Consider the following 23,597-nt stretch of genomic DNA (forward strand, 5'->3'; position numbering starts at 1 on the left):
CCCTGCCCGGCCCGTCGTGTCATCGCGGCGCACGTAGGAGTAGAAGATGGACATCCGGTATCTTTCGTCACAATTCGCGGTGTCACCGCAGATCGATCCGAGCGATATTGATAGATTGGTGTCTGAAGGGTTTCGGACTGTCATCATCAATCGTCCCGACGAAGAAATCCTGCCTGATCAGCAATGCGATGCGGTTGCGGATGCTGCCAAGTCCGCGGGTTTATCCGTGCATTACCTGCCGTTTTACCCTGGTGAAATGACGCAAGATCTTGTGCAAGCTTTTGAAGCTGTTGTCGCCCAGGCGCAGACGCCAATCTTCGCCTATTGTCGCTCAGGCACACGCAGTTCACATCTGTGGGCGATGAGTCGCGCAGGCACGGATCCGATTGAAAGCATTGTCGCTGCGGGCGCGGCCGTCGGATATGACCTTGCACCGATGGCGCCGTTGTTGACCAGCTACGCCGCACATAAGCAAAAGTAACCAAAAATAAATAAATTAATTCAAATACTTAATTAAGGTGTGATGCATATTTCACATTAATCAAAACTTTGAACGAAATTTATTACTGCCTATCCTAAAATCAAAGATTTTTCATGTAGTGCTTAACTTGATTAATAGCACAAAAAAGAAGTAAACTATCTGTGATCTAGGGTTGGCAAGGCGTCCGGATAACCATTCGGGACGGTGCCTATAAGGTATTATGATTAGTTATCTTGAGAAATTGGTGAACGCGCCTACAGTGGAAGAAGTGTGGGACCTGCATTGCGTCAAAATGGCGGAATTCGGGTTTGATCGCTTGTTGTACGGGTTTAGCCGATTTTCCACGGTGCACAGCATTGGTAGCATTGATGACATCATGTTGTTGTCCAACCACAGCAAAGCCTATTTGGATCAATTCATTAACGGGCTATACCATGATGCGCCTATGGTGAAATGGATGCTTGATCATGAAGGCGCTTGTTCCTGGGGGACGGTCAGCACGCTTGCAACCGAAGGAAAAATGGGCCCCGGTGCGAAACGTGTTTGGGAAATCAATCGCCAACACGGAGTTTTGGCCGGTGTCTCGATCTCTTTTCCTGATGCATCCAGCCGTGCGCGTGGTGGCATTGGTCTATGCGCTGCTGCCGGCATTTCACAAGCAGAAGTTGACGATATATGGGAGCGCAATGGACGTGAGCTGATGATTTTAAATTCATTGGCTCATATGCGCATCTCTCAAATGCCCCATGCGACATCACGGCGGGCGTTGACACCGCGCCAGCGGGAATCGCTTGAATGGGTGGCTGATGGGAAAACAACCGCTGATGTTGCGATGTTGATGGGATTGACCGTCGCAACGGTGGAAAAACACCTGCGGCTGGCGCGTGAGGCCTTGGAGGTTGAAACCACCGCGCAAGCCGTTTTGAAGGCGTCACTACAGAAGCAAATCTTTCTAAGTACGCAGGCCGCGAAGGCCTCGTAATATTACGTAATGCATCAACTTTTTGAAATTTTCGCGACAATATTAACAGTATTTAGATTTCGAATCGCAGAACATGTCTAAAAGGTCAGGAATTCCCTACTGGCAGAATCTACTGAAATTAAGTTTTCTACAACTGTTCCGTGAGTGGTGGCTTTGGCCAGGAACACAGAGACATAGGTTGACCCGACTATTCTTCCGGTGATGCCTCCCCTCTTGCCGGGATGCCGGCGTGGGCCTGATGCGCATATTTCGCGTGTCAGGCTTTTTTATTTCCGGTGATGTCGCCTCATATCCGCTGAAAGCTTCAACATTTATGCCACATAAGTTCGCAGTCCCAGTCGCCTTTTGCTGGAATGGAATAAGTATGCGCAGGGGTTGATTGACACAGCTTTTACAACCACAGTAACCTAACTTTTAGACAGGTCTGCCTGTCCAATTTTAAAACTTTTTTGTTAAAGACATTTATTCGGAGAGCAGCATGGCCAGACCGCGCAAAGAGAATGCTATTGATATCAAAGGGCGTGCGATGGAAATCGCGATGGATATGCTTAGTACCTCGCCCGATCGTTTGTCCTTGCTGGAGCTTGCACGACGGATCGGATGCTCTGCCCCTGCCCTTTATGCGTATTTCAATGGGCGCGATGATTTGCTGGAACAATTGCGCGCTCGCGCCTATGCCGATTTGATCGCGCAGTACCTGGAGAAAATGGATGACGGCGCACAAAATCCGTTAACCCGACTGCATCGGGCCGGGCTGGCGATGGTGGATTTTGCCGAAGATCGGCCCGCTCTGTATCGGCTTATTTTCGCGCCAGAGCATGACATTCCTGAACCAAAGATTGATCTCAATGCCAGCCTGTTGGCCGCTATTTCGCATGAATTGGCGGCTTTGGATTGTACCAATCAGACCATACGCGGGTCAGTGCATCAATTGGCGCGTTTGATGTGGTTTACGGTGCATGGTGCGATCATGTGCGCATTAGATCGTCAACTCATTGGTCCGGCAAATCAGAGATGGGCGCAGGCGCGTGAGACAGTTGTAAGTTGTGTCGACATGCTTGATCTACGATGCGCAGTGACGCCCACGGCGCAGAAATCCAGCCATGTGATACCACATATTGCACCGTTTCAACAGTCAGGCCGCGCCAGCGCATAGGGTCATCGCATCGCGCAGGGCTGGACCCCTTTGGCGTGGCAGGTTAGATGATGCACGGCCTTGATGCCCCAGGGCCGCTGATCTGGAATGGAACCAATGCCCTTCACGCTGACCTCTGTTGACCAGCTTGCTGACCTGCCGTTTGATACGCTGATTGACGTGCGATCTCCGGCGGAATTTGCAGAGGATCACATTCCCGGTGCGATCAATTGTCCGGCGCTGAACAATGCCCAACGCGCCGAAGTTGGCACGATCTATGTGCAAGAAGACCGTTTCAAGGCGCGCAAAATCGGTGCGGCATATGTTGCTCAAAATGCTGCAACCGCATTGCAAACCACCCTGGCCGATAAGCCCGGCAGCTGGAAGCCTTTGGTTTATTGCTGGCGCGGCGGGCAGCGGTCAGGCTCATTCAATGTGATCTTACAGCAGATCGGGTGGCGCGCCGAGACTGTCGAAGGCGGCTACAAAAGCTACCGTGAAATGGTTGCAAATCTCTTGTATAAAACAGAATTTTTGCCCAAAGTTGTTTTAATCGACGGGAATACCGGCACGGCGAAAACCCGGCTATTGTATCATCTGAAAGAATGCGGTGCGCAGGTGTTGGACCTTGAAGGTTTGGCAGAGCATCGCGGGTCCATCTTTGGCCCGACCAATACGCGCCAGCCGAAACAAAAGATGTTTGAAAGCAGGTTGGCCCATGACGTTGTGCGCCTTGATCCGGCACGCCCTGTGTTTGTTGAGGCCGAATGCTCAAAAATCGGTCGGCTGATCGTGCCGCCGTCGCTTTGGCAGAAGATGATCGTCGCATCGCGTGTTTTCATTACCGCACCGATTTCGGCACGGGTCGACCATCTGCTTGATGACTATGCCGACCTGATCGCAGACCCTGCGCGCCTCGATGTGCTTTTGTCGAAATTGGTGCGCTATCACGGGCATGAGCAGGTGAATTCCTGGCGTGCATTGGCGGGGGCAGGTGCTTTTGCGCAGCTGACACAAGAGCTGATCAATGTGCATTATGATCCGCGCTATGAGCGTGTTTCAAAATCGGAGGGTGCGCCGATCGCCCTGCCCGATCTGGAGGATGCAACCCTTCGCAGCTGCGCCCTGAACTTGATCCAGCAGGCCGACGGGTATATCCCACATTAAACGCAATGGATTGCGGGCAGGCCCTTGGTGATTTTGCCAATGACAGCGGCGTGAAACCCTGCAATGCGCAATGCGCTCACCACGTCCTTGGCGCTGTGCGGGGCAATGGCTGCCAGTAGGCCACCGGCGGTTTGTGGATCATGCATCAGGGCCGCGCGCGCCGCGTCGCACTGATCATGTGGCATGTCCTCTAACGGATGGGCGCGCATATTGTCGGGATAAATTGTTGAATGCAGGCCGCTTTGCGCCAATCCCAACGCACCTGAATACAGCGGCACTTTCGCCAGCGCCAGTTCCGCACCTACCCCAGAGGATCGGCACATCGCCATAAGGTGCCCTGCCAGACCAAACCCGGTTACATCGGTCATCGCGTTGGCATGGTTCAATATTTCGGCAGCCTCGGCTTGGGGCTGTGCCATGATGTCCAGCATCGCAGCCACGTCGCAGCCTTGGGCGCGGCCTTGCATCTGCGCCGCCATAATCGTTCCCGTCCCAATCGGTTTGGTCAAAACCAAGCTATCGCCGGGCTGAGCGCCACGAAGAGAGATCACCCGCCCCTGCGCCAAACCTGTTACCGTGAACCCAAGCGTGAACTCTGCCCCCATCGTGGTATGACCCCCCACAATCTCGCAGCCATGGCGGCCAAAAACACATGCGGCCTCGGTCATGATCTCGGTCATTGTGCGTTCCTGAAGCTGCGCGCTCATCCTTGGTAAGATCACTTGCACCAGCACCGATTGGGGTTTGGCACCCATTGCCCAGATATCGCCAAGCGCATGCACGGCCGTGATCCGTGTCATAAGCATAGGATCATCCCAAAAGGCGCGCAGGTGATCAGTGGTCAGAACCTGCGTGTGACCACCAATGCGCAATACCGCCGCATCATCGCCCGCCCCAGCCAGCACATCCGGTCGCCTGATCATGGGCAAGCCGGCGAGTGCCGCGGACAAGGCCCCCGCCCCCACTTTGGACCCGCACCCGCCGCATAAAGGTTGCGCCCCGCCTTTCGTGACGTTCAACGCGCCATCGGCTATCAATCCCTTAGGCGTCGCCACAGGCATCTGCGGTAGGTGGGTGAATTTGCGCATGAACTTGCGGTCAATACGGTCTTTCCAGCGCCATAGCCCTGGGCCTGCAATGCTGTGTCCCCATTTTTGCGCCACCGCGCGTTTGCCCCCCAAAGTGATCAGCTTTAGGTAATCTCCTTGCGGATCAAAACGGCGCGGTTTGCCGCCTGACAGTGACGCCTGCAGATTGGCCAACAAGATCGGCGCTGCGCGCACAGCAAATACGCCCGCCTTTGGGCGCGGGGCATGTGACAGATGCGCGCAATCCCCCACGGCGAATAGGGTCGAAAATCCCTCCACCATCAGGTTGGGCTGGGTGCGGATAAAACCATCATCAGTCAGCGGCAGCGCGCAGTCGCGTAATATGTGATGCGCACGTGCACCTGTAACCCCCAGTGTGAACCGGCTTTCAATGCGCTGCCCATTAGACAGGTGCACGGCGTCTGGCCGCACCTTGACGACATTGGCATTGGTCACAATATCTATTCGGGCTGCACGCAACGCATGTGACAGCGTTGCATGGGCATTAGGTGTTGCTGCGACAATCTTTGGACCGCGTTCTAGCACGGTGATTTTTGGCGTTGCCCCTTGGTGGCGCAGAGCGTGATCCATCGCCAAGGCAAGCTCTACCCCCGCGACACCTGCGCCAATCACGGCAACCGGAGCGGTGCCGGCACCCACATCTGCCCGAAATGATGCCCAGCGATCGGCGAAACTATCAAGGGGTTTCACCGCAACGCCAAATTCAGAAAATCCCTCTAGCTCATTCATTTGCGAATGGATGCCAATGTCGATTGACGCGAAATCATAGGCGATTTTACGCCCATTAACCGTCACCGTCTGCGCGACGGGATCCAGCCCCTCCATCGCGCCCAGTATTAGCCGCGCTTTGGCAAATTGGGCCAGCCGCACCAGATCAATATCCAGCGTTTCACGGCTGTAATGCCCTGCAACATGCCCGGGCAGCATCCCGGAATAGGCCGCGCAGGGGCCGGGATTGATCAAGGTTAGTCGCGCACCGTGCACCGGCAACATGCCCCACATCTGCGCGACCAGCACATGGGTATGACCGCCCCCGATCAGCACTATATCTTTGACCAAGGGCACTGAGGCTTGCATGAAATCCCTCCTGTGGCACGCGCCCCCTTGCAATACGCCAAGCGCACAGCAAAGGGAACCAAGCCCGCCGTCATATCTGGAACCAGCATTTAATACAGGTTAAAGTCAAGCCAGACACCCTCTTTGCAAGGTCATTTCATGCTCCGCCCAATCTTAACCGCGCTTCTTCTGACGGCCACACCAACCTGGGCCGAGACATTATATTTCAGCGCCATCCCTGATGATGATGAAACCAAGCTGGTGGAACGGTTCGGCAATGTGGCGCAGTATCTGTCGGACGTCCTTGAAACGGATGTCAAATATATCCCGGTCAAGGATTATGCCGCCGCCGTCACCGCTTTTCGCAACGATCAGATCCAGTTGGCATGGTTTGGCGGGCTGTCCGGTGTTCAGGCGCGGATGTTGGTGCCTAGCTCGCAGGCCATCGCACAAGGGGCCGAAGATGAAAATTTTATCACCTATTTCATCGCCAATAGCGACACCGGCCTGACCTTGTCCACTGAGTTTCCGGATCTGTCGGGTTACAGTTTCACCTTCGGGGCGCAGACTTCAACCTCTGGCCGTTTGATGCCGGAATATTGGATTCACGAAAAAACAGGGCAAACCCCACGAGAGCTGTTCTCGGATGTTGGGTTTTCGGGCGATCACGGGCAAACACTGCGCCTCGTCGCGTCGGGTGCCTATCAGGTTGGTGCGTTGAACTATACCGTTTATGATATGGCCAAGGCCGATGGCGCGCCAGAGGTTGATACGGCGGTCGTCATCTGGAAAACGCCGCCCTATCCCGATTACAACTGGACGATCCGCGGCGATGTTGATGCGCGTTTCGGTGAGGGTTTCACGCAAAAGGTTCAAGCTGCATTGATCGGAATGACCGACCCGGCGTTGTTGGACAGCTTTCCACGCTCGGCCTTTATCGAAGCCGATAACGCGCTGTATCAACCGATTGCGGATACAGCCCGCGAATTGGATCTGATCGATTGATGCGCGCACCGGTGACATTGCGTCAGACGCAATTGGGTTGGGGGGATACGCATGTCCTGTCCAATATTAATCTGACGATATCACCGGGCGAACGTATTGTGTTTTTGGGGCGGTCTGGAGCAGGAAAATCAACACTTTTACAGTCATTTATTGGATGTTTTACACCCAATACAATAAGTGTTGTCGCCCAAGATCATGGACTGGTTGGTCCGCTATCTGCCTTTCACAATACTTGGATGGGGCAGCTGGATCGTCACGGCACATGTCATAATCTTCGGGTGCTATTGTGGCCTTTGCGGCGTGAACGCGAACGAGCCGAAAATTATTTAAATTCCGTAGGCTTGACCGGTATTTCAAAGAAAAAGGTTCAAGACCTCTCCGGGGGACAAAAGCAACGTGTCGCCTTGGCGCGCGCCTTGATGCGGGGCGGCGATGTTGTGTTGGCGGATGAACCCGTCTCCGCCTTGGATCCAAGCCAGGGACGTAATTTGCTGGCTGCGCTGCAAACCCGGTTTCACACCTGCATTCTGGCCTTACATGATGTATCGCAGGCGTAGGCCTTCGCCACACGAATAATCGGGCTGAAACAAGGGCAGATCGTGCTGGATTGTTCTGTTGACCAAACCGATACCGCGCAATTGATGCGCCTTTACGAATGAAGCTCAGCCGTTCAATGGCATTCATCGGCTTCGCAAGCATAAGCGTTGCAGCCATGATATGTGCTGATCTGTCTGCGCCGCGCCCGGATCCATGGGTCATGATGCAGGCGATGGCCTCTGGGATTATGTCACCTGATTTCAGCGTCCTGCCCGGCCTGCTTTATGCAACCGCGCTGACGCTGGCGTTTGCCTTTGCCGGCGTCAGTTTAGGCGCACTGATCGGGCTGTTTCTTGCGCCATTTTATCGGTTGGCCATCATACGCGCGCTGTGTGTATCTTTGCGTGCGGTGCATGAACTATTTTGGGCGCTTGTTTTGTTGAACCTGACAGGTCTGTCACCCCTTACAGGTGTTCTGTCGATTGGCCTGCCCTATGCCGGGATCTTCGCCAAGGTCTTTGCAGAATATCTTGAAGAAACAGACCCAAGCCCCATACGCGCGCTGCCGCAGGGCCTTAGCCCTGTGACGCAGCTGATATGGATGCGATTGCCGCAATGCGTTCCGCAGATCCGCAGCTATCTGTTATATCGTCTGGAATGCGGCATTCGGTCCTCGGCTGTATTGGGGTTCATCGGTCTTCCGACGCTGGGATTTCAATTGGAAAGCAGCTTCAAACAAGCCCATTACGATCAGGCTGTTGTTGTGCTGGCCTTGTTTTTCGCACTGATCTTGCCAATGCGATATTGGATGCGTTGGCGGCTGGTGCCACTGTTTTGGATCGCAAGCGTGGTGATACTGGCACAGATCACGGTGCCGCCAATGGGGGGCGGCGCGGTCTGGCGGTTTATACACGATATTGTGCCCGCCCCCATGCGAACCGACGCCCAGTGGAGCAGTTGGCTAAGCAAAATCTTTATTGAACAGGCCGCCCCGGGTGTGTGGAGCACGATCATCATGTCACAGGTGGCACTGGCGGTGGCGACAGTGTTTGCGGCCTTAGCCTTTCCGATGATCGTACCACGCGTTGCGGGCCGGATCGGCGCCCTTTTGGGCCATGGTGTTTTGGTTATGATACGGTCCACGCCGGAATATATGCTGGCATTTATTCTGTTGCAGTGGCTGGGCCCGTCGATGTTGCCCGCCATATTAGCGCTGGCAGTGCATAACGGCGCCATTGTTGCGCATCTTTTGGGCCGTCACGCGCACGATATTCGCCTGCGCCATGATGCGCCACGCGGCCTGACCCTATGGGGGTGGGAGCTGATGCCGCGATTGGCCGGAAATTTCTGGGCCCTATGCCTGTATCGATGGGAAATCATTTTACGTGAAAGCGCAATTATGGGGATGCTCGGCCTCGGCACATTAGGGTTTTACATTCAAAAAAATGTGCAAGAGCTGCGGCTTGATCGAGTTGTGATGTTGCTGATCGTATCGATCTTGCTGACATGGGTCGTAGATACGCTGTCACGCGGATTGCGGCAGAAAATGCGGATTGGGGATGGGTTGAAGATCGAAGGAGGTCGGGGAAAACGTTAGATCTTACGCCCCCCGACATCCCTTCTGTCGTGCAAGATCTGCTCGGCCCAAGCAAATCTGCGACGATGCGTTCAGCTTATGCTGGAATGATGGCACCTGGATGACAGATTACTTTACTGGCCTGCGCGTGGCCTGCCGCCATCGCTGCTGGCGTGCCCTGCCCGGTCAGCGCTGCGCCCAGATACCCGCCGTTAAAACTATCGCCTGCAGCGGTTGTGTCCACAACCTTGTCCACAGCCTGAAATTGGCCCAGCGGTACATCTGGATCCAAAGGAAGTGGCCCGCCGGCCCCTTGTTTCAATGCACCGTCGCGCAGTCCCCAGCCGCGCAACCGCGCCAACACATCTTGCACCGTTGCGTCGCCAAATAGCATCATTTCATCATCCACGGATGGCAGACCGATATCGGTGATACGCCAGGCGGCCTCCATCACCTTTTGGGCGGTCGCCTGATCTTCCCAAAGCCGCGGGCGGTAATTGCTGTCAAATACCACCTTGGCCGAAGATTTTGCCGCGTAATCCAAAAACGCCTGACGCACAGCCGGCGGCAAGATCGCCAATGTGATGCCTGAGAAATATAGCACGTCACAGCCATCAAGCTGATCAAAGCCATGCTCAAACAACATGCGCGCCGCCGATTGGTCGCGCCAATAAGAAAAGCTCCGCTCCCCCATATCATCGACCGAAATTGCGTAAATTCCGGGCAGTCGTGTGTCATGACGTGTGATGCGCGCGGTTGCGACGGATTGCGTGTTGAAAAAGTTGATCATCCGATCCGACAGCCCGTCTTGCCCCAGCACCGTGACGAATTCGACCGTTCCAGCCTGCCCTAGCGCACGCGCCAAATATACTGCCGTGTTGAATGTATCGCCTGCAAAACCAATCTGTTGGTCCGCGCGATCAACGTTCAATTCGATCATCGCTTCGCCAATACAGGCCACTGTCAACCCAGTCATCCTATCCCCCCATGTGAATTGGTCACACATTAACGATGCAACGGCAGCGAAGGCAAGGCTGCTTGCTATGGTCAGATACCGTCGTTGAGCAGCGTTAGACCGCAGGACTTTGGCCAGATTGTAATGATTATCCGTGCTGGTAAAATTGGTTTATCTTGCACATGCAGAAAAATATGCGTCTGATGACCGGGAACCGTTAAAATAGTTAGACGTTTTAACGATGTCCGCCCGAAAGACATTGCTATGCCTCAGCGTCCGCCTGCCGTGCCGAACCTGCCTAACCCGCCGCACTGGGGGGCGCGTTGGTTGCCCGACACCCCCGGTATCGTGCAGTTTTCAATCTGGGCGCCCAATGCCGCATTGGTTCGGCTGTGGCTTGCAGATGCCGTGTTTGAGATGACATGCGCCGATGGTTGGTTTACCTTGGTCACCGCAGCAGAGCCCCGCATGCCCTATTGTTTTGAGATCGACGGCGTGCGCCGCCCTGATCCGGCGGCACGGGCGCAAATGGGCGATGTTCATGGCCCATCAAAGCTCCTTCCACCTGCAAAAATGGTTCAAGATTGGGGCGGAAGGTCATGGCAAGAAACAGTAATTTATGAACTTCATATTGGCAGCTTCACGGCGGAGGGAACCTATGCTGCCTGTGCGCGTGAATTGCCCCGTTTGGCGGATCTGGGCATCACCGCGATAGAGCTTATGCCGCTTTCGCAATTCGCAGGGGCACGTGGATGGGGCTATGATGGGGTGTTAATCGCAGCCCCTCATCCTTCCTATGGCACCCCGGAGGAGCTGCGCGCCCTGATCGCACAGGCGCATCGCCTGGGTATATCCGTCATTTTGGACCTGGTGATGAACCATTTTGGCCCTGACGGGAATTACCTGCCCTCCTATTGCCAGGAGTTTTTTGAACCCGATCGGCAAACCCCGTGGGGGGCAGCGATTGATTTTTCGGCCCCGCAGGTTCGGGCGTTTTTCATGCAGGCTGCGCTGGGTTGGATCGCGGATTATGGCTTTGATGGGCTGCGCCTGGATGCGGTGCATCAGATTTGCGATCCATCGCCGCACCATTTCCTTATCGACCTGTGTGAGACGAGCCGCTCGATTGATTGGGGCCGGCCGATCCATCTGATCACCGAAGATGAACGCAACCTGCCCGATCTGCGCGAAGCCGGGTTTGATGCCGAATGGAACGATGATTATCACCATGCGATTCATTGTGCGCTCACCGGGGAAAATCAGGGCTATTACGCGCCCTATGCAGTTGATCCGCTTGGCGATCTGGCGAAATCCTGGGCGCAGGGACATGTTGATCAGGGACAGCCGCGCCCTGCAGGCGCCACACCGCGCGGAGCGCCCAGCGGGCATCTGCCGCCCAGCTGTTTCGTGAACTCCAACCAGACACATGACCAAATTGGCAATCGTGCGCTGGGTGACCGGCTGACCTGTCTGGCCCCCGCCCAATCCATCCCGGTGATCCATGCTGCGCTTTTATGTGCGCCATTTATCCCGATGCTGTTCATGGGCGAAGAGGTCGGCTCCACCGCGCCATTCCAATTCTTTTGTGATTTTTCAGGCGATCTGGCTGAAGCCATCCGAGAGGGCCGTAAAAGAGAGCTGGGCCTGATCGGCATTCCACCCGACCAGATCTCCGATCCAAATGCGGCAGATGTGATGGCCCTGTGCCATCCGTTCCGCGGCCAATCGCCCGAACGCGCAGGACGAATGCAAGAGCTGACACGGCGCGCGCTGACCCTGCGGCGCACGCGCATCCTTCCCTTGATCCGCTCAGGTCTGACGAATGCCAGCGTGACGCGGCCAGATGCTCAGACTGTGATTGCGCGTTGGTCAGGCGTGTCCGAGCAGTTGATCATTGCGATGAAATTGGCGCAGCTGACCAATGGTGAAGAGGCACAGGATTCCCTAACCTACCTGCCTGACCCAATCAGCCGCTGTGTGCCGGCCCTTTCGATTGGGGATTTTCAACGCAATCTCTATGCCTTAGCCGTTTATCTGGAGCCTTGCGAATGATCTTATCTGGCCTGCGTCCATTGACGGGAACATATCGGTTGCAACTGCGGAATGGGATGGATTTTTCTGCCGCCTGTCAGCAGCTTGATTATATTGCCGGCTTGGGTGTGTCACATCTGTATCTATCCCCGATTTTCACTGCGCAGACCGGGTCAACCCATGGGTATGATGTGACCGACCCGGCGCAGATCGATCCCAGCTTGGGTGGGCGCGCGGGGTTCACGCAGCTGTCGCAACATGCACAACGGCTTGGCCTATCGGTGATTATCGACATCGTGCCCAATCACATGGCCTTTGGTTTGCAGACGCCTTGGTTGCACGATGTGCTACGCAATGGCGCTGCCTCGCGCTACTACAGGCATTTTGATATTGATTGGTCGCGTAAGCTTGTGCTGCCATTCTTGCCGATGCCATTTGAAGATATGCTGCATGGCGGCAATTTTTCTGTGACCATGGCACCAGATCATCACCCCGTTTTACGTGTCGTATGGGATGGCGGCGGCTTTGATGTGCCGCTGTGCGAGGCGCCTCAATTGGCAACCTCTCCCGTGACCGACCCGTCACAGATCCTGGCGGTATTGCAGCGCCAGATTTGGCAGCTGTCATATTGGGAGCAAGAGCGTGACGCGATCAGTCACCGGCGCTTTTTCAACATCACCGGGCTGATCGGGCTACGGGTTGAAGATGATCAGGTGTTCGCCGATGCCCATGCGCTGACGTTTGATCTAATTGATGCAGGGCTGGTGCATGGGCTACGGGTGGATCATATCGACGGTCTGGCAGATCCGACTGCCTATTGCGTTAAGCTGCGCGAACGGGTTGGGGAACATGTGCCGATCTGGGTTGAAAAGATCCTGACCGATGATGAACCCTTACCACAAGAATGGCCGGTGGACGGCACCACCGGATATGAAGCCGGACGTCAGATCGCCCGTATTTTAACCCCCGTGGCCGGCTTGCAGCGCCTTGATTTGGCTTGGCGGGCGGCAACCGGGGAAACTGGGGATTTCCATACCGCCGTCATGCAGGCAAAGTCCGAAATCATCGTGCAGGAACTGGCGGCAGAGCTGCATCAACTGATTGCGCTGGGGCATCAGGCCCTTGCCGCGCAATGGGGTGATCAGGTCGGTCCGGAGGCGATGCGCGAAGCTATCCTTGCGCTTTTACAGCACTTTCCGCGGTATCGGTTGTATATCGGGAGTAAATATCCCGAAATCGCCGGAGATCACGATCTGATGCAACATGTCACGCAACAGGCCGCTGCCGCTGTGCGTTCTGACCGTGTGGTGCGGGCGTTGGGTGCAATCCTGACTGCCCCCAATGACGATCCAGGCCGCGCCTTTGTGCTGCGATTTGAACAGGTGACCGGGGCGCTGATTGCCAAAAGCCAAGAGGATACCGCATTCTTTCGTTACAACCTCTTTCTGGCCGCCAATGAGGTGGGTGCAGAACCTGATGCAGCTACGCTTGATGTGCCGCAATTTAACAACTGGCTGCAATCACGACAAGCGCAATGGCCACGCGCGCTGACATTGACCTCTTCTCATGACACCAAACGGGCGGAGGATGCACGTATGCGTATATTGGCGATAGCGCATTGCCCAGCAGAGTTTGCACAGCTGTTTGATGCGGAATTTGTGCAAATGCCGGGGGTTCAGGCCAATATTGGCTGGTATGTGGTGCAGTCGGCTTTGGGGCTGTTTGATCCGCGCCGCGATGACATGGCCGACCGTTTGGCGGCCCATATGGAAAAGGCGCTGCGTGAAGGCAAACAAATCAGCAATTGGATGCATCCTGATCTGACCGCCGAAACCGCTGTATTTGATGGGGCGCGTGCGCTGATTGCGCGGTGGCAAAAACAGGTCCCGACGCAGGTGCAAAAGATCACGGATCTGGCACAGTCCTTGGGCCTGTTACAGGTTGCATTGAAACATCTGATGCCGGGCGTGCCAGATCTGTATCAGGGGTGTGAGCTGGGCGCATATCAATTGACGGATCCTGACAACCGCGAAACGATTGATTTTGCGCGTTTGCGTCAGGGTGCCGCCCTTTCGGGGTATGATGGTGCAAAGGCGGCTTTGACCGCCCATCTGCTGCAATTGCGTGCCGACCGGGCGGCGTTTTTTGACATGGCAAACGTGTCGATCACTGTGGATCAGGATGCGCCCGATCACATGGTTCTGACCCGCCAGCGTGGGGCGGATGATCATGTCATTAAACTGCGGTTCAGCCCAAACCTTGCGTCTGCACCTCAGCCCATCTCGGGCACAAGCCTTTTGCCAGCAGGGCATCACTATCCGTTTGATCTGGTCGAGGCACCGATGACCAAAGACCTGAGTGCCGCTACCAAACCACAACTGATTTTCCCTGTGTCGGGGTAGCCACCCGTGCTCATTGGCCGTTGCGGGTTGTTTTGTAATCCACTGATCTGACTGCCGTATTCCCCTCAATAAGGCGTTTTCCCATGCCCAGAAATACCGTCACCCATGGCCAGTTTGACCTGACCGCCGCGCGCCCCACCCAATTGGGCGCGCGCTATGATGGGGAGGGCACGAATTTCGCGCTCTTCTCAGATCATGCCACACGGGTAGAGCTGTGTTTGTTTGACGATAGCGGGCAGAATGAAACGGCCCGCATGGCCTTGCCGCAGATGGAGGGCGGTATTTGGTATGGCTATTTGCCCGGGCTGCGCCCCGGTCAGGCCTATGGCTACCGTGTGCATGGCCCCTGGGCGCCCGAACAGGGCCACCGGTTTAACCCATCCAAATTGCTTCTTGATCCCTATGCGATGGAAATGCGTGGGTATTGGAATTGGAACGAAGCGGTCTTTGGCTATCCCATGGGCGGCGATGATCTGGTGATGGATACGCGCGATTCCGCCCCTTTTGTGCCCAAAGCCGTGGTAACGGACCCGACCTTTGATTGGGATGCAGATCGTGCCTTGGACACGGGTTGGTCATCCACCCTTATCTATGAGGCGCATGTGAAAGGGCTGACCCAACGCCACCCCGGGGTTGCACAAGCTGATCGTGGCACATTTGCGGGGTTGGGATCTGAGGCCGTGATTGAGCACCTGTTAAAAATCGGGGTAACGGCGATAGAGCTGCTGCCAATTCATGCGATGGTTCATGACAACCACCTGACCGAAAAGGGCCTGTCCAATTACTGGGGATATAATTCTATAGGATTTTTCGCCCCCAATCGTGCCTATCTTCGCGGTGAAAAAATCGCAGAGCTGAAACAGGTGATCAAACGGCTGCACAAAGCCGGGATCGAGGTGATCTTGGATGTGGTGTATAACCACACGGCCGAGGGGAACCATATGGGCCCGACCCTGTCGTTCAAAGGCATCGACAACGCGTCTTATTATTTGCTGAGTGCGGAAAACCCACGCTATGGCTATGATACAACCGGCACAGGGAACACGTTGAATATGGCGCATCCGATGGTATTGCGCATGGTGATGGATTCGCTTCGTTACTGGGTCGAGGCGATGCATGTCGACGGGTTTCGCTTTGATCTGGCATCCACCTTGGGGCGTGAACCTGATGGTTTTGAACGCGAAGGCGCCTTTTTCAACGCGCTGCGTCAGGATCCGGTTTTATCGGCTGTGAAATTGATCGCAGAGCCCTGGGATGTTGGCGATGGTGGGTATCAGGTGGGGGGATTCCCCTGGCCCTTCCGTGAATGGAACGACAAGTTTCGCGATGATTTGCGCGCGTTTTGGCGCCGCGATCCGGGGCAAATTGGTCGGGTGAGTCAGCGACTTTTGGGCTCTCCGACGCAGTTTGACCATTCACGGCGCCCTGCGACCAGCTCGGTCAATTTTCTGGCCGCGCATGATGGGTTCACGCTGATGGATACGGTCAGCTATAATGACAAACATAATATGGCCAATGGCGAAGATGGTCGCGACGGTCATGATCATAATATCTCGGATAATATGGGGGCCGAGGGGAACACGCAGGATAGGCAGATCACTGCCGCGCGCGCACGCCGTATCAAGGCGATGCTGGGCTCTTTATTTGTCAGCCAAGGCGTGCCGATGATGCTGGCCGGTGATGAACTGGGCAATACACAAAACGGAAATAACAACGCCTATTGTCAAGATAATGAGGTCAGCTGGATTGATTGGGATACGGCTGACCCAACCCTGATCGACGCAGTGTCCGCCTTGTCGCAGCTGCGCCGGGACTGGCGTGATTGGCTTGCGCCGCTGCGGTTTTCGCGTGCGCCAGGTGACGGCGCTGGGCCACAACGTACGCAGATCGAATGGTGGCATCCTGCAGGCCACCCCATGACCGAAGAGGAATGGTCTGACGCGGCATTGGGCTGCATTGGTTTGCGGATTGCGCCATTCTCTAAGGACGCGCCCTCGCCCGATGGCAAAGACCCCACAACACAATTATTGATCGTTTTGAACGCCGCCGACGATGGGCAATTTACCCTGCCTCCGGCCGACCCAATGGCCCCGGCACAGGCACCAGCCGCCGCCGATAAGATCCCATCGGGGGTAGCCTGGCATCAGATCATTGATACCAGCCGTGACCCGATCAAGCTGGATCGTTTGGCGCAACCTGTCGAAGATATTCCCGGCCAAAGCCTGTGCGTTTACAATACCTCTTCCTAAATTCCTTGATTTATCAAAGGATTTACTAAATAACACCAGGAGAGGCCGTAATGTTTTCTGCGGGCCGTAATGAGTTTCCCCGTGTTTTTTAGCTGACCTTTCGATGAGACGTGCGAATGGAGCCCGATCAAAAAATTCTGCTTGATGCGATGGGGGCGTTTAACCTGATGTCTTGGCCACTGCCGCTGGTGACCAATGTGGCGGGGCTGGTTGTTGTTGTCGCCTGTATCGCGCATCGCTTTCAAACCGCACGGCTGATTTTCGGGATTTTGGCCGGGATGTGTATGGTATCCGCGATTTTCACTTCGCAGTTACATGGGGCCTTAGCGCTAGCCCCCTTTCTGACATTGATGTCGGTCATACAAGGCACCGCGTTTTTGCTGGTCGCAGTAGGCTGCGATCCGCCGCCGCAACCGCGTTTTTCAAGCAGTTGGTATTCCATAGCGGGATTGACGATCATGCTTGTGGTGCTGTGCCTGTATCCTTTTTTGGGCAGCTGGGCAGGCTACCATTGGCCGCGGATCGCGTTTTTGGGTATTCAACCTGTTCCGACGATGATGTTCACCATCGGAGTCTTGCTGCAAATTTGTCGGTCGCGCGTTTGGAAATTTATGATCGTGCCATTGCTGTGGATGGTGTTAGTGGCGCTGACATGGCGCGATAAGGGGATGTTCCATGACAGTATCGCGTTTGCACCTTTGGCGCTTGGGCTGATTTATGTCTGGCCAAGGCGTATGCGAAATTGATCACGTTTATATTTGAAATTATGACGTAATATCAATTTGTTGGAAGGCGAATTTCATGTAAAAGTTTATGGTGGGCGATGAGGGATTTGAACCCCCGACATCATCGATGTGAACGATGCGCTCTACCACTGAGCTAATCGCCCTTCCATGGCGTGCCTTGTAGCTTTGCTGTTCAAGGCGTTCAAGGGGGCAAACACATTTTATCAAAGATTATTCCTGCAAAACGGGCGGATATGCAGCGAACTGCGCCCCCGCCCATTCTGAACGTGATCATCGGCCCTAATTGGGCATAAAAACGGGTTTAGTTCTCGTCATACTCGTCTTCTGCGGGCGTATCAGCCGCCGCGTCGGGCGCATTGGCAGAGGGTGTCTTGCGGCGCATCCGTACGATCAGCAGCTCCCCATCAGGCTTTTCTTCCCGGCGTCCCACACGAAGCTTGCCCAAAGGCGGCAAAGCCAGAGATTCCTCTGCTGAAAGCGCTTCGCCCAGCTCCTCCAGTATCGCGTCGAGCGCCTGCTTCATCTCTGAGCGTTTCAGGCTAGAGCGTGCCGTCGCACGGTCCAGAAAGTCTTTCTTGCGCGTGATCAGCTTGGCGTCAGGCGGGACCATTGCCGCCTCATCCACCGGTGCGTCGGTTAAATCAGTGGCTGTGTCGGCATGTATAGAGGTGGTCATGTATAATCCCTTGTTCATAGATATTTCCCCTTATGACAAAGGGAAACGTTACCACCAGACTATGCCGACACCGTATCGCGTGAAAGCGTCGTTTTGCCATATCGTGCTGATGACCCGTTCACGATTGGATATGAAGGTAATTTACGCGTAGCACGCGTCGGTTGTGCAAAAAATCACCACATCCCCGTCAAAAACGCAAAAAAGGCGCCCCCGAAGGCGCGCCTTTTCGTTGATTGGCCCAAGGGCATTAATGTGCGGTTGCACCAAGCCCTTCAGATTTTTTGGCCGCTGCGGCTGCGGCGGCAGCCTCTTCTGCCTCTTCATCCCATTCGATCGGCTCTGGCTGCCGCACAAGTGCGCGTTTAAGAACATCGGTCACATGGGTGACAGGAACGATTTCAAGACCTTGTTTCACATTGTCCGGAATCTCGGACAAGTCCTTTTCATTCTCTTGAGGAATGAACACCGTCTTGATGCCACCACGCAGCGCTGCAAGCAGCTTTTCTTTCAATCCACCGATCGGCATCGCATTTCCGCGCAACGAAACTTCGCCCGTCATTGCGATATCTTTGCGCACCGGAATCCCGGTCAGGACCGACACGATGGATGTGACCATCGCAAGACCGGCTGAAGGCCCGTCCTTGGGGGTCGCCCCATCGGGGACGTGAACGTGAATGTCCCACTTCTCAAACCGAGGGGGCTTCACTCCGATCTCTGGCGCGACTGACCGCACATAGCTGGAAGCTGCGTCGATGGATTCTTTCATCACATCGCCCAGTTTCCCGGTGGTTTTCATCCGGCCCTTGCCCGGCAAACGCAATGCTTCGATATGCAGCAAATCCCCGCCAACCTGGGTCCAGGCAAGCCCCGTGACCACACCGACCTGATCTTCCATCTCGGCCAGACCATAACGGTGGCGTTTCACACCCAGATATTCGTTCACCTTGGCGGAATCCACCGTGATATGCTTCACCTGACCTTTGGATTTGATGATCTCTGTCACGGCCTTACGCGACAGTTTCGCCAATTCCCGTTCAAGGTTACGAACACCGGCTTCGCGGGTGTAGTAGCGCAGCACGTCCGAAATTGCCTCATCCGTGATGTCGAATTCGGATTTCTTCAACCCATGCGCCTTCATCTGTTTGGTGATCAGATGCTGACGCGCGATTTCGGTTTTCTCATCCTCGGTATAGCCCGACAATGAGATGATCTCCATCCGATCCAGCAACGGGCCGGGCATGTTATAGCTGTTGGCCGTTGTCAAAAACATCACGTTCGACAGGTCATATTCGACCTCAAGATAGTGATCAACAAAAGTGCCGTTTTGCTCTGGGTCCAGGACCTCCAACATTGCCGAGGCCGGATCGCCACGGAAATCTTGTCCCATCTTGTCGATTTCATCAAGCAAAATCAATGGGTTGGTTGTTTTCGCTTTTTTCAACGCCTGGATAATCTTACCCGGCATGGATCCGATATAGGTGCGGCGGTGGCCGCGAATTTCGGATTCGTCGCGTACACCACCAAGTGAGATACGGATGAATTCACGTCCTGTCGCCTTAGCCACAGACCGACCAAGCGAGGTTTTACCAACACCGGGCGGGCCAACAAGGCACATGATCGGGCCTTTCAGCTTCTGGCTGCGCGCTTGCACCGCAAGATATTCGACAATCCGCTCCTTGACCTTTTCCAGGCCATAGTGATCGGCGTCCAAGATCGCCTCGGCACGTTCCAGATCTTTCTTCACGCGGGATTTTTTGCCCCACGGGATCGACAGCATCCAGTCAAGATAGTTGCGCACAACGCTGGCTTCAGCGGACATGGGCGACATGTTCTTGAGCTTTTTCAGCTCGGCTTCGGCCTTTTCCTTGGCCTCTTTTGACAGGTCTGTGGCCGCGATCTTTTGCTCCAGCTCGGCCAGCTCATTCGAGCCATCCTCACCATCGCCAAGTTCCTTTTGAATGGCCTTCATCTGCTCATTCAAATAATATTCGCGCTGGGTCTTTTCCATCTGCGTTTTTACACGCGATTTAATCTTTTTCTCGACCTGCAGAACCGAAACTTCGCCCTGCATGAGGCCGTAGACTTTTTCCAGACGTTCGGACACGTCCAGCGTCTCTAGCAGCTCTTGCTTTTGGTCGACTTCCAATCCCAAGTGACCGGAGACCAAATCGGCCAGCTCTTCTGGCGCGCGCGTTTCCGCGATGGCGGTCATGGCCTCTTCGGGAACATTCTTTTTGATCTTTGCGTAGCGCTCGAACTCATCCGCGACCGAACGCAACAAGGCGCGGATCGTGTCTTCGTCACCGACGGTTTCTTCCAACTCAATCGCCTGAGCTTCGAAGAATTCAAGATTTTCAACAAACTCGCTGATGCGCACACGGGTCTTACCCTCGACGAGCACCTTTACAGTGCCATCGGGCAGCTTCAGCAATTGCAGCACATTCGCCAGCACACCAGTGCGGAAAATGCCCTCTGCTTCGGGTTCATCAACCGAGGGATCAATTTGGCTGGCCAACAGGATCTGCCGATCCTCTGACATCACCTCTTCTAGCGCCCGCACCGATTTTTCGCGCCCTACAAACAGCGGCACAATCATATGCGGGAATACGACGATATCGCGCAATGGCAAGACCGGATGGGTTTTGGGGGACATTTCGGTCATACTCGTTCCTTATTTGGCAAAAGGGGCTGGCCCCGATCTCGGCAGCTTCGCCCTTCCCTATGCACCAATATTTAGGCGGTCAAAGCCGCTGCTTCAACCATCTAGCCTTGAACATATTAAAGCGCCGTATGGCCTAACCCCCTGGAAACATCACCAACAACCGAGGAAAGAGGAAAAATTCCCAGCTGATGCTGCCGGAAATAATTTACAAAAATGTCACTTCGTTTCGTAAAATGCGCAAATATTCCTTTACTGCGCAATATTGTTTCGCGTAAACGTCACAAGCCTGCTATAAAGACCACACACTTGGGAGGAAGTGACATGCAACAGAATCAAAATTCGCGTATCGCTCAATCGAACGATGGGTATCAGTCTGTCTTGCGTATTCCTGTTTGTGGGTCCCGTCAGGTCTCAGTTTCTAAGTCATTACAACAATTGCCGCCGGGATGGTGGATTGCTCCCGTACTTCTTTTAGATGTCGCGGTGATTATGACGGTGGTGTCTTTGCTACGCTGACAGGCGCGTTCTTACCGTGGTAAAATAAGTTCCGCTTTCAGCCCCCCAAGGCTGGGGCTTTGACCCAATTGCAGCCGCCCACCATGGCTGCGCGCGATATCAGCACAAATCGACAAACCCAACCCAACGCCCTGCCCCCGATCTTGATTTCGGGCAGGGTCCAGCCGTGTAAAGGGGCGCATTGCTTCTTCACGTCGCTCTGGGGCGATGCCTGGGCCGGCATCCTCCACCACGATCCGAACCGTGCGCCCGGCCGGAAAAACCGAGACCTCAGCCTGAGAGCCATAACGGATCGCATTGCCGATCAGGTTGGATACAGCGCGACGAATATCGTCAGGGCGCAACTGTATGACAACAAGCCCCGCATCCGGGCATGGCCCCAGTTGAACCGCCTGCCCCACGCGTTCACCCTGTATCACCTGCGCGCGCACCAACTCCGCCAGGTCCGTGCGTTCGGCGGGGGCCGCCGTTGCATCACGGTGGGCAAAATCCAGAAATGCGTCAATCAACCGCCCCATTTCATCCACGTCGCGCTCCATTTCCGCGACATCGTCTTGGCCATCTTGATCAACAGGTAACATCGACAGGCCCAGTCGCAACCGCGTCAACGGTGTACGCAAGTCATGGCTGATGGCCGATAACATCATGGTGCGCTGTTCAATATGGCGATCAATTCGGTTGCGCATGTCCAGAAAGGCTGCGCCTGCAGAACGAACCTCACTGGCGCCAGCCACCCGATATGGGATGGAGCGGCCCTTACCAAAGGCGTCCGCCGCCAAAGCCAAGCGCCGAATGGGGCGCAGCTGATTGCGCAAGAACAAATAGGCCACCGCCGTCATCAGCAGGCCCACTGCCACCATCAGCACCAACAGCTGATGCGGGTTGGAGGCGGATACACGAATACGCTGAAACCCGATCTGCAGTGGTCCATTATCCGTATCAACGATCAGCCGCACATATGATCCATCGGATAGGTCGATCACCCGGATCCCGGGCACGTTGGCGCGCAGCGTTTCGATCACCACCAACCCGGTTAAATCAAAGAACCGCCGTAAATCTGTAGTTTGCGCCAAAAGGTCTGCCTTGGGGGGCAGCTCTAATGCCAATTGCAACGGATCCGCCAATTTGCGCGCCGCCATCAGGCCCCGCGCGGCATCAGCTTGGCCTGATACAGTCGTCGCGATCAGCACGATCTCGCGCTGCATTGTCGACGTCATTTGCAATGTCACACGTTCAAAATGCCGTTGAATGAACACGATCGACACGACAAGCTGTATCGTAACAACCGGAACCAACAGGATCAATGCAGCCCGTCCATACAGGCCACGCGGCATCAGATGTTTAAGCCAGGTGAATTTCATGTCAGAAGTTTAGCGCCACCAGAACGGAAGGGGAAGCGTAAGATGTTGGTTGAACTGCTGCCCGGCCTGCGCCGACTGCGCGCCCCCAACCCCTCGGCCATGACAAAAGATGGCACCAATACCTATATTCTGGGCCATGACCGGTTGGCAGTGGTGGACCCCGGCCCAGATGATCCCGCGCATATCGCGGACATTATCCGCGCGGTGGCACCTGGCGCGCATATCACCCATATCCTGGTAACCCATGCCCATCTAGATCACAGCCCCGCCGCCCGTCGCCTGTCCGCGCTGACCCAAGCGCCGGTTTATGGCTATGGCCCGCCCGATGCCGGGCGCCCGCCCTATATGCAAACCCTTGCGCAAACAGCAAATCTGGGCGGTGGCGAAGGCGTGGATCTGGCCTTTGCGCCCGATATTTCCATCGGACATGGCAAGGATATCATTGGCGCGGATTGGACCGTGACGGCATTGCATACACCGGGCCATTTCGCCAACCATCTTAGCTTTGTGTGGCACCCTGGGCATAGTGCGATTGGCCCGGTTGTTTTCACGGGGGATGTGGTGATGGGCTGGACCAGCACATTGATCTCGCCGCCAGACGGCGACCTGCAAGGTTATTTCGACAGTTTGGATCTGTTGCAATCGGTCAACGCCGCGCAGTTTTTCCCTGGCCACGGTGCACCTGTGACACAGCCTCATACACGTATTGCCGAGCTAAGAGCACATCGACACGCCCGCAGTGCGCAAATTCTTACGGCGCTGCGTGATGGTCCGGCCTGTGCCCTTACCTTGGCGCAGCGGATCTACCCTGACATCCCAAAGGCCTTATTGCCCGCCGCCGCGCGCAACACCTTCGCTCACCTGATTGATTTTCAACAAAAACACATCGTAACCCCTGAGGGACAGCTCTCCTATTCAGTCAAGTTTTCGCTTTGTTGAAAAAACCTTGAA

General features: G+C 55.2%; 18 protein-coding genes and 1 tRNA gene. 13 read left to right on the plus strand and 6 right to left on the minus strand.

Going from position 1 to position 23,597, the window contains the following annotated elements:
* The first annotated feature begins 46 nt into the window (after window positions 1-46).
* The 4 genes from BFP70_RS13235 (at window position 47) to mnmH (ending at window position 3,765) form a co-directional block, all read left to right on the plus strand.
* A complete protein-coding gene (locus tag BFP70_RS13235; RefSeq protein WP_066012123.1) occupies window positions 47-481 on the plus strand; it encodes a TIGR01244 family sulfur transferase in 435 nt (144 codons plus the stop codon).
* 220 nt (window positions 482-701) lie between these two features.
* The gene (locus tag BFP70_RS13240; protein ID WP_066012124.1) at window positions 702-1,463 is read left to right on the plus strand and encodes a LuxR family transcriptional regulator; all 762 of its coding nucleotides are present in this window, start codon (window positions 702-704) and stop codon (window positions 1,461-1,463) included.
* Between the two features lie 478 nt (window positions 1,464-1,941).
* Window positions 1,942-2,619, plus strand: a complete 678-nt coding sequence (locus tag BFP70_RS13245; protein WP_066012125.1) for a TetR/AcrR family transcriptional regulator — start codon at window positions 1,942-1,944, stop codon at window positions 2,617-2,619.
* A 96-nt stretch (window positions 2,620-2,715) separates the two neighbouring features.
* Window positions 2,716-3,765 (plus strand): tRNA 2-selenouridine(34) synthase MnmH, encoded by a 1,050-nt coding sequence (gene mnmH, locus BFP70_RS13250; RefSeq protein ID WP_066012126.1) that lies wholly within the window; start codon window positions 2,716-2,718, stop codon window positions 3,763-3,765.
* Here the strand turns inward: mnmH and selD are convergent.
* Window positions 3,762-5,951, minus strand: coding sequence for a selenide, water dikinase SelD (gene selD / locus BFP70_RS13255; protein WP_066012127.1), 2,190 nt, complete (start codon window positions 5,949-5,951; stop codon window positions 3,762-3,764). The genes mnmH and selD overlap by 4 nt on opposite strands.
* A gap of 138 nt (window positions 5,952-6,089) precedes the next feature.
* On the opposite strand from selD, the gene BFP70_RS13260 reads away from it, so the two are divergent.
* From BFP70_RS13260 to BFP70_RS13270, 3 genes are all read left to right on the plus strand, one after another.
* Window positions 6,090-6,935: a putative selenate ABC transporter substrate-binding protein gene (locus BFP70_RS13260; protein WP_066012128.1), complete on the plus strand. Its 846-nt coding sequence runs from the start codon at window positions 6,090-6,092 to the stop codon at window positions 6,933-6,935.
* Entirely contained in the window at window positions 6,935-7,492 is a 558-nt protein-coding gene (locus BFP70_RS13265; protein WP_083217500.1) for an ATP-binding cassette domain-containing protein, read from the plus strand. The genes BFP70_RS13260 and BFP70_RS13265 overlap by 1 nt, the downstream gene beginning before the upstream one ends.
* A 116-nt stretch (window positions 7,493-7,608) precedes the next feature.
* A complete protein-coding gene (locus BFP70_RS13270; RefSeq protein WP_083217501.1) occupies window positions 7,609-9,069 on the plus strand; it encodes an ABC transporter permease in 1,461 nt (486 codons plus the stop codon).
* 76 nt (window positions 9,070-9,145) lie between these two features.
* Here BFP70_RS13270 and BFP70_RS13275 read toward each other — a convergent pair whose 3' ends face one another.
* Entirely contained in the window at window positions 9,146-10,024 is an 879-nt protein-coding gene (locus tag BFP70_RS13275) for a sugar kinase (RefSeq protein ID WP_066012130.1), read from the minus strand.
* Window positions 10,025-10,267: 243 nt separating this feature from the next.
* Here BFP70_RS13275 and treZ point away from each other — a divergent pair, with 243 nt between their 5' ends.
* The 4 genes from treZ (at window position 10,268) to BFP70_RS13295 (ending at window position 17,431) form a co-directional block, all read left to right on the plus strand.
* Window positions 10,268-12,055 (plus strand): malto-oligosyltrehalose trehalohydrolase, encoded by a 1,788-nt coding sequence (treZ, locus tag BFP70_RS13280; protein ID WP_066012131.1) that lies wholly within the window; start codon window positions 10,268-10,270, stop codon window positions 12,053-12,055.
* Window positions 12,052-14,436 carry a malto-oligosyltrehalose synthase gene (gene treY, locus BFP70_RS13285; protein WP_066012132.1) on the plus strand — a complete coding sequence of 795 codons (2,385 nt, stop codon included), beginning with the start codon at window positions 12,052-12,054 and terminating at the stop codon, window positions 14,434-14,436. The genes treZ and treY overlap by 4 nt, the downstream gene beginning before the upstream one ends.
* 83 nt (window positions 14,437-14,519) lie before the next feature.
* A complete protein-coding gene (glgX, locus tag BFP70_RS13290; RefSeq protein WP_066012133.1) occupies window positions 14,520-16,685 on the plus strand; it encodes a glycogen debranching protein GlgX in 2,166 nt (721 codons plus the stop codon).
* Between the two features lie 116 nt (window positions 16,686-16,801).
* Window positions 16,802-17,431, plus strand: coding sequence for a DUF6064 family protein (locus BFP70_RS13295; RefSeq protein WP_066012134.1), 630 nt, complete (start codon window positions 16,802-16,804; stop codon window positions 17,429-17,431).
* 68 nt (window positions 17,432-17,499) lie between these two features.
* Here BFP70_RS13295 and BFP70_RS13300 read toward each other — a convergent pair.
* The 3 genes from BFP70_RS13300 to lon all read right to left on the minus strand — a co-directional run bounded on the left by BFP70_RS13300 (window position 17,500) and on the right by lon (window position 20,769).
* Window positions 17,500-17,574 (minus strand) — tRNA-Val (locus BFP70_RS13300).
* Between the two features lie 158 nt (window positions 17,575-17,732).
* Complete coding sequence (locus BFP70_RS13305) at window positions 17,733-18,107, minus strand: HU family DNA-binding protein (RefSeq protein ID WP_176715570.1); 375 nt, start codon at window positions 18,105-18,107, stop codon at window positions 17,733-17,735.
* 247 nt (window positions 18,108-18,354) lie between these two features.
* Window positions 18,355-20,769: an endopeptidase La gene (gene lon, locus BFP70_RS13310; protein WP_066012135.1), complete on the minus strand. Its 2,415-nt coding sequence runs from the start codon at window positions 20,767-20,769 to the stop codon at window positions 18,355-18,357.
* A gap of 213 nt (window positions 20,770-20,982) precedes the next feature.
* On the opposite strand from lon, the gene BFP70_RS20735 reads away from it, so the two are divergent.
* Window positions 20,983-21,285 (plus strand): hypothetical protein, encoded by a 303-nt coding sequence (locus tag BFP70_RS20735; protein ID WP_141693198.1) that lies wholly within the window; start codon window positions 20,983-20,985, stop codon window positions 21,283-21,285.
* A gap of 11 nt (window positions 21,286-21,296) precedes the next feature.
* Here BFP70_RS20735 and BFP70_RS13315 read toward each other — a convergent pair whose 3' ends face one another.
* Window positions 21,297-22,646 (minus strand): ATP-binding protein, encoded by a 1,350-nt coding sequence (locus tag BFP70_RS13315; RefSeq protein WP_066012136.1) that lies wholly within the window; start codon window positions 22,644-22,646, stop codon window positions 21,297-21,299.
* A gap of 42 nt (window positions 22,647-22,688) precedes the next feature.
* Here BFP70_RS13315 and BFP70_RS13320 point away from each other — a divergent pair, with 42 nt between their 5' ends.
* Window positions 22,689-23,585 (plus strand): MBL fold metallo-hydrolase, encoded by an 897-nt coding sequence (locus BFP70_RS13320; RefSeq protein WP_066012137.1) that lies wholly within the window; start codon window positions 22,689-22,691, stop codon window positions 23,583-23,585.
* Window positions 23,586-23,597 lie beyond the last annotated feature (12 nt).

The organism is Thioclava sp. SK-1 (assembly GCF_001705665.1).
Classification (GTDB): Bacteria; Pseudomonadota; Alphaproteobacteria; order Rhodobacterales; family Rhodobacteraceae; genus Thioclava.